7 protein-coding genes and 1 pseudogene are annotated in these 7,367 nt (G+C 40.1%); 1 reads left to right on the top strand and 7 read right to left on the bottom strand.

The annotated features are described in order from the left end of the window. Positions 1-93: 93 nt before the first annotated feature. The 6 genes from Q0R37_RS07535 to Q0R37_RS07560 all read right to left on the bottom strand — a co-directional run bounded on the left by Q0R37_RS07535 (position 94) and on the right by Q0R37_RS07560 (position 5,780). Complete coding sequence (locus tag Q0R37_RS07535; RefSeq protein WP_294752989.1) at positions 94-1,014, bottom strand: glycosyltransferase family 2 protein; 921 nt, start codon at positions 1,012-1,014, stop codon at positions 94-96. A gap of 12 nt (positions 1,015-1,026) precedes the next feature. Continuing rightward, the gene (locus Q0R37_RS07540; RefSeq protein WP_294752991.1) at positions 1,027-1,950 is read right to left on the bottom strand and encodes a glycosyltransferase; all 924 of its coding nucleotides are present in this window, start codon (positions 1,948-1,950) and stop codon (positions 1,027-1,029) included. 72 nt (positions 1,951-2,022) lie between these two features. Next, complete coding sequence (locus Q0R37_RS07545; RefSeq protein WP_294752993.1) at positions 2,023-3,213, bottom strand: glycosyltransferase family 4 protein; 1,191 nt, start codon at positions 3,211-3,213, stop codon at positions 2,023-2,025. A gap of 41 nt (positions 3,214-3,254) precedes the next feature. Then, positions 3,255-3,869, bottom strand: a complete 615-nt coding sequence (locus tag Q0R37_RS07550) for an acetyltransferase (protein WP_294752995.1) — start codon at positions 3,867-3,869, stop codon at positions 3,255-3,257. Positions 3,870-3,876: 7 nt separating this feature from the next. Next, positions 3,877-4,494, bottom strand: coding sequence for a sugar transferase (locus Q0R37_RS07555; RefSeq protein WP_294752997.1), 618 nt, complete (start codon positions 4,492-4,494; stop codon positions 3,877-3,879). Beyond that, complete coding sequence (locus Q0R37_RS07560; protein WP_294752998.1) at positions 4,494-5,780, bottom strand: DegT/DnrJ/EryC1/StrS family aminotransferase; 1,287 nt, start codon at positions 5,778-5,780, stop codon at positions 4,494-4,496. Before Q0R37_RS07560 ends, Q0R37_RS07555 begins: the two co-directional genes overlap by 1 nt. 769 nt (positions 5,781-6,549) lie before the next feature. On the opposite strand from Q0R37_RS07560, the pseudogene Q0R37_RS07565 reads away from it, so the two are divergent. Continuing rightward, positions 6,550-6,648 (top strand): annotated as a pseudogene (locus tag Q0R37_RS07565) (AbrB/MazE/SpoVT family DNA-binding domain-containing protein); the annotation flags it as partial. Positions 6,649-6,910: 262 nt separating this feature from the next. On the opposite strand, the gene Q0R37_RS07570 reads toward Q0R37_RS07565, so the two are convergent. Then, positions 6,911-7,367 (bottom strand): dockerin type I domain-containing protein (locus Q0R37_RS07570; RefSeq protein ID WP_294753000.1); only part of this gene is annotated, 457 nt, incomplete at its 5' end.

Below are 7,367 nucleotides of genomic sequence, written 5' to 3' on the forward strand. Positions count from 1 at the left end.
ATTTCTTTATGGCATTTGTTTTTGGGTAAGCCAAAATATTTTTTTCTAAAAAGCTGAATAATTTCCTGTCTGATGATTTCTTTACTGCTATCATCAAATCTCTCCCATAAGAATGAGTATCCTGTATTTCAGATCTTCCTTTAAACTGAAGGCTTTGATTTTAAAATCGAACAGGAGCTTTAATCGGTTCAAAAAGCTTTTCTTATATTCTATCATCTTTTTTACCTCTCTTCTCTGTTCGGATCCCAGTTCCTTACGGAAGCACTTGTAAAACTGCGTTGCATTCACCATTCTCGGCTGGAACGCACTGTTTTTGATACGTTTAACTCTTGTTTTTACATTCGATGAAAGACTTGCCTTTTTCATGCCGATAGCATTATTGGCGTGCTGACGATACTGGATATATGCATTGCTGTCATATATCTTTTTACCCAAAAAAGAACAAACGATATTGCACCAGGCATCATGCATCGTCAGTTCTTCGGGCGTTTTACTGTTTATTATCCGGGCCAAAGCATAGTTCATAACAACCGTACAGCCTGTGACCGAGTTTTCAACTAAAGACGCATACGGTTTTTCTGCGCTGTAATCCTTTGTATGTGCCATTCTGATAAACTTAAGTTCCTGATCAACGATCTTAAGGTTTGAATGATACATAACAGGTGTCTCCGATTTTGGTCCTTCTTTTTCTTCGATCTTACGTACAGCTGAAATAAGCTTGGTTTCTTCCCAGTAATCATCCTGATCGCAGAATGAATAGTAATCCGCTTTTGGAGCTGACTTCAGCAAATGCAGGAAAGATTTTGCAGGTCCGAGGTTTTTGTCGGAATAAAAAGAGATCTCTTCATGTTTTGAAACATACTCCTGAATGATCGGGACCGTTCGGTCACTCGAACCGTCGTCACGTATCAGAAGCTTAACAATAACATCCTTCTGAGCGAGCACGCTTTTGATCTGTGTTTCTATAAACTTTTCGCCGTTATAGGTCGACATCAATACACAAACAGTCTTCATTATCGCTCCCTCTTAAGCATTTCGTAATAATACTGTGATCCTGAAACGCAGTTTACGATAAAAATTACTTGAATCAAGATCTTTATCAAAAGCCAGTTTCAAAGTTGCACCGATACTTTTTTTATAATTGACGAATTCATCGATTTTGCCAAGTGTTTTCTTATCAAGCTTTCCATCGAACTGCTTTCTGATAAGTCTTGCACATTTATACCTTGACTGATCCTTCCAGTTGAAGTATTTCCCGAATTCACGCCTAAGACTTTCAAAACTGATCTTCTTTTTTCTTGTGCCGATAACATTATTACCATGCTGACGATAATTCATATGCGGTTTAAAGTCATATAATGTCGTACCAAACATTGAAGCGACCATATATATCCATGTATCATGCATAGAAAAATCCTTTGGTTTGATCTCTGCTATGATGGAAGCAAGGCTCTGATTATACACAGCTGTGCAGCCTGTTACAAACACATCTGACAAATAGGAATAACGTGCTCCGGGAAGCATAGGACTTGAATGGGAATTACGCAAAAACACTTCATTCTGATCTACGATCCTGAGATTTGAATAATACAATACAGGCTTATCGTCAGGAGCATTTTTCATAAACTCAATCGCCGATATGATCTTATCATCATCCCATACATCATCCTGATCGGAAAGCGAATAATAATCCACATCTCGCTTCTGAGCCATCAGTTCAAAAAAAGAACCGCACGCTCCGAGATTCTTATCTCCTTTGTACCAGTTTACATTGCTGTACTTCTGTGAATACTCTTCAAGAATAGCCGGCGTATTATCCTTTGAACCGTCATCTCTGATGTAAAGCGATACTTCTACGCCTTTCTGGGCGAGGATACTGTCCAGTTGTTTCCTTATATATTTTTCGCCGTTATAGGTTGACATCAAAACAGCTACTTTATATTTATCCATATATTCTCCCTACCTGTTAAGATCTCTGATCCGAATTAAAATCTTTAGCTTTTATGTATCAGACGATACATATTATTCAAGAATCAAACGGATGATGTTTTGATACGAATAAGCGCGGTTGAATTTCTCTTCTGCACATTTACGTGCATTAGCTCCCAGCTTCCGCCTTAATTCCGCATTTTCGATCAGTTTGACAAGCTTGTCTGCCAGATCATTGGCATCTCCGTTTTTACAGTTGAACCCCATCTGATATTCTTTAACCAGATGACGGTATTCTTTACACTCCTGCGTACTCAGGACAGGCAGTCCCGACGCAGCATAATCAGCGTGTTTATTTATTATACTCTGCGCTGCCCCATGAGATATAGGATTAACATTAATATCACAGGATCTCAGCATACCGCACATTTTATCGTACGGCATACGTCCCACAAAATCTGCATCTACGTCTTTTTTTCGTGCATACTCTTCAAAACGTTCCTTGTCCGGGCCGTCACCCATAACAATGAACTTAGGCGGCTGAATGCCTCTTTTCTTAACAATGTCAAGTGCATCGATAACGCAGGTCAGATCATAGCTGCTTCCGAGAGTTCCGCAATAAGCGAGACGCAGTCCGTCATCTTTGCTTCTTTCCACCTTATTGTTTGCAGCATTTGCATCAAATGTCTCGAGATTTGTTCCCAAAAATACCGATTCATATTTTTTGCATTTTGAATTTACCTTCAGCGCACGTTCAACATAAGTTTGTGAAACCGCGCAGATCGCATCGGCTCTTTTATAGATCCCGTTCGCCAGTGTTTTGAAAGGGAAAAAAACTATATCGCTGATTACAGGGATATTGACCACCATCTGAAAGGCTTCCGGCCAAAGGTCCTGAACGTCAATCACAAAACGTATATCGTTTTTCTCACAATATTTTGCCGCCGCAAGCGGAGCTGACAATGACGGAACAGCGCAGTATATAACATCGGGCTTTTTACGTTTCTCAAGATATTTTTTTACGCTTTTGCCCCATATATAATGGCTGTAAAATCTTTTCAGACATACATTTTTGGAATATCCCGTTTCATGCAGAAAAGTAACTTTAAACGGCCATTCTGCAGCAGCTTTGTTACGGAATCTTTTTTCCGTATGAAAAAAATCGCTGGTAATGATCTCAACGCTGTGCTTCTCCGCAAGCATTCGCGCAATATATAAAAATCTTCCATTATCATTAGGCGAAAAATCAAAACAAAAATTCGCCAGGATTATAATATCACTCATAGCTCTTTTCCTTGTGAATTAATATTAAAGATCAAATAATACTATCTTTTTAAGCTCCTTTTTACGGGAACTCCGATATAAGTACCGCTTTCAGAAATATCTTTGACAACCACACCGCCTGCCCCGACAATAACGTCAGCGCATATGGAAATATTGTTTTTCACGGTAGCTCCTGCTCCGATATGGGTCATATCACCGACAAAAACCGTACCGCAAAGCGAGGCATGAGGAGATACATGAACATAATCCCCGAGCACATTGTCATGTTCTATAACGGAACCTGTATTGATTATACAATGCTTTCCGATCACAGCAGAGGTATTTATGACCGCATTTGCCATAACAACAGTACCTTCGCCTATATGTGTATCTATTGCTATCTGAGCTGACGGATGAATTGCCGAATACCAGTTCACATCCATTCTTTCTGTTATTCTTTTCCTGATCGAGTTAGTACCGATCCCCATAACAAAATAACAGCTGTCGGAATATTCACAGCATTTGTCTATAACGCCCAGATACGGATAACCGACTATTTTATCGGGGAGCTCTGTATTATCATCAACGAAGCCGACAAGCTCATCTCCGTTTTTTATCACTATATCAGCAATGACCTTTGCGTGGCCGCTTGCACCAATAATAATTACCTTTTTCATTATTTAATTAATCAGCTTTCTCCGAAGTACCCATAAACTCTTCCATTGTAACACTTGTTCCCGAACTGATACCCGAACGGTGAAAAACGATACCGACTGTGTCGAATATTATCTTTATATCGCCTATTAGCGAAACATTTTCAACATATTTCACGTCGTATTTGAATTTATCCTCCCATGTAAGAGCGTTTCTGCCGTTGACCTGAGCAAGCCCTGTAAGTCCGGGTCTTACATTATGACGTTTATGCTGTTCTTCGTTATATCTCGGAAGATACTTGACAAGCAGCGGTCTCGGTCCGATAATCGCCATATCGCCCTTAAGGATATTGAACAGCTCAGGCAGTTCATCAAGGCTTGTACTTCTCAGCCACTTGCCATATGAAGTAAGTCTTTTCTCATCAGGAAGGAGTTTTCCGTTTTTGTCCTTCTTGTTGTTCATCGTACGGAATTTGACAAGCTTGAATATTTTTTCATTCTTTCCGGGACGTTCCTGTGTAAAAAGCGGATTACCGCCCATAGCAACTGCTCCGACAACTGCAAGGAGCAAAAGCACAGGTGAAAGCACGATTATTGCGCCAAGAGAAAGAACGAAGTCAAATATACGCTTAAAACAATTTGCATACATTATTCAAAACAACTCCTGATAATATCAATTATTATGTCCTGCTCTTCCGGTGTCATCTTATTGTCACTCGGGAGGCAAAGACCTCTCTCGAAGATGTCCGCACCGAAATCAACTGCTTCTCCTCGTTCGATATAAGCATTCGACTGTCCTCTGCCATTGCCGTTAATGTTGATAAAAGCGTTCATACGGTAGATAGGCTGCATATGCATAGGCTTCCATATCGGACGGCCTTCGGTATTGAACTTTACAAGCGTTTCAAGTATCTCTGTAGGGCAGGTCTTTCCCTTTTCGGGTATATAAATGGCCTCTTTCTCTCCGCGGACCTGTCTGCACATTGCTTCTTTGTCTATAAGCATACAGCTCAGCCAGAAATTAGGTTCACTGTTCTTATCGTCAAAAGGATTCATAGTAACAGGAAGTCCCTTAAAGCCTTCCTTATAGCGCTCATAGATGGCTTTTTTCTGAGCGATATGCTCGCTTATATAATTCATCTGACCGCGGACGATGCCAGCGATCATATTTGACATACGATAATTGTAACCGATCTCCTCATGCTGATACCACGGAGCAGCCTCACGGCTTTGTGTAGACCACTTACGCACCTTGTCAGCATCGTCCTTGCTGTTGGTAAGGAACATACCGCCTGATGAACCGGTTATTATCTTGTTTCCATTAAAGCTGATAGCGCTGTAATCTCCGAAACATCCTGTTTCTTTGCCTTTGTATGTAGCACCGAAGGATTCTGCAGCGTCCTCAACGATAATCGCACCGTGTTTATCGCATATCTTTCTGATCTCATCTATTTTTCCGGGAATACCGTAAAGATGTGCAATAACTACGAGCTTTACATCAGGGTATATCTCAAATGCTTTTTCAAGAGCTTTCGGGCACATATTCCATGTTTCAGGCTCTGTATCTATAAAAACAGCTTCGCCGTCCTCATACGCAACAGGATTGACAGTTGCGTCGAATGTCATATCAGAACAAAAGACCTTATGTCCCTGCAATGTTCCGCAGTTTGGCTTAGCTTGCCCATAAAGTCTTTCACCTGCGAGCTTTGTAGCAAGATGAAGCGCAGCTGTTCCGCATGAAAGAGCAACAGCATATTTTACTCCCACATACTCGGCAACGAGCTTTTCCACTTCGTTTACGTTTTCACCAGCAGTTGTTATCCAGTTTTTCTCAAATGCATCATTTACCCATTTCTGCTCATCGCCATGCATTGTAGGCGACGAAAGCCATATTTTCTTTTCAAATGGTTTGATATTGCTCTTGTTTACAAACATTTACTGCCTCTTCTCCTATCCACTTGGCGGTGTTCTCATTCACTTTCATTGCCGCAGAAGAATATGCACCGCGGCGTAAAGCGAATCAACAAGCCAGTATTAATCAAATATCTGTGCAGAAAGAATGATTCTGCCCGTAAAGTAAGTTCCTTTAACATAAAAAAACCAATGTTCGGCATTTTGACCTTTTTAATAAAATCAAGCTATGTAAACAGTATGGAACCAAATCCAATCCGATCTCATATATGCAGCCTGACTGCAAACATTGCTAATTCTGTATCAAATTATAAACTGCCAAACATTTAATGCTGTATCAACAATTCCGTATTTTGATTTCATCATGCAGTTCTTCCCCGAACATTTGCCTAAGATAATGAAAACAATCCAAGTAATACATTATAAAAATAAAGTTCAAAACCTGTACTTTTTAATTATACCCTTTGCCATAGAAAAAAGCAAGCGGAAAAATCGGGGAATACTCAGCACATAAATATTTTTGTCACTTTTCACAAAAAAATTTTTTTACTTCCTGTCAAAATGTCGTAAAAAAATATACGCTCCGGAATTTTAAGAATTCGGTTTAAAAATTGTATAAACCTATACTATAACAATATAAAATAAAAGCTGCACGGATCATTCGCAAAACAAGAAGCAGTTCAAATATTTTAATTACTTCCCGTTCCTGAGTCAAGCATAATTTCACATTATATGCAAATACTATCCATGCAGCGAAAAACTGCCAAAAATGCAGAATCAAGGAGAATCAACTATGAAAGCAACAGGTATCGTCAGACGGATAGACGATCTCGGACGTGTCGTCATCCCAAAGGAAATACGCAGGACAATGCGGATACGTGAGGGAGACCCGTCACTGACATCATTGACACAGGAGTACAGCTTCTGCAATGCAATGCGTAGTATAGCGGAAAGATTACATATCAATGATGATTTTTGATATTCCTGAGAACGCAAAACGTAACATCTTTTAATCATTATGTCCTTCTATCTGCATTAATAATATAAAACGACCTCTGAGTTTGCTGTTTAGAGGCCGTTTTATATAGCATATAATTAGCACTGAATAAATGGATGGAACTCCCCACAAAGGGGAGTTCCAGAAAATAAAAGTATTATTTCTTTGCCAAATACTCTTCTATAGACATTATTTCACCGCTTGCGGTGGACACATAAGCATAGTATGCAAGAATATTTGAAGCGTCAACAGCATTTATCAAACCATCATGGTTTACATCTGCTGCAAGCTTTTTCGCTTCATCGTCATTGCTTTCCTGATTTGTTGAGATCAGGGCATAATACGCAAGAACTGCAGAAGCATCAACTGCATTTATAGTACCGTCGTTATTAACATCTCCGAGCGGATATGCCTCCACCTTTTCGTTTGCTGTTACGGTAGTCTTTCCTGCCGCTACTGCACTTGCAACTGTAGTTGCCGTAGCAGTTGATGTTGTTGTAGTTGCGGCTGTTGTCGTAGCTGTTGATGTTGTTGTAGTTGCGGCTGTTGTCGTAGCTGCTGATGTTGTTGTAGTTGCGGCTGTTGTCGTAGCTGCTGATGTTGTTGTAGTTGCG

The organism is uncultured Ruminococcus sp., assembly GCF_946415235.1.
Classification (GTDB): Bacteria; Bacillota; Clostridia; order Oscillospirales; family Ruminococcaceae; genus Ruminococcus.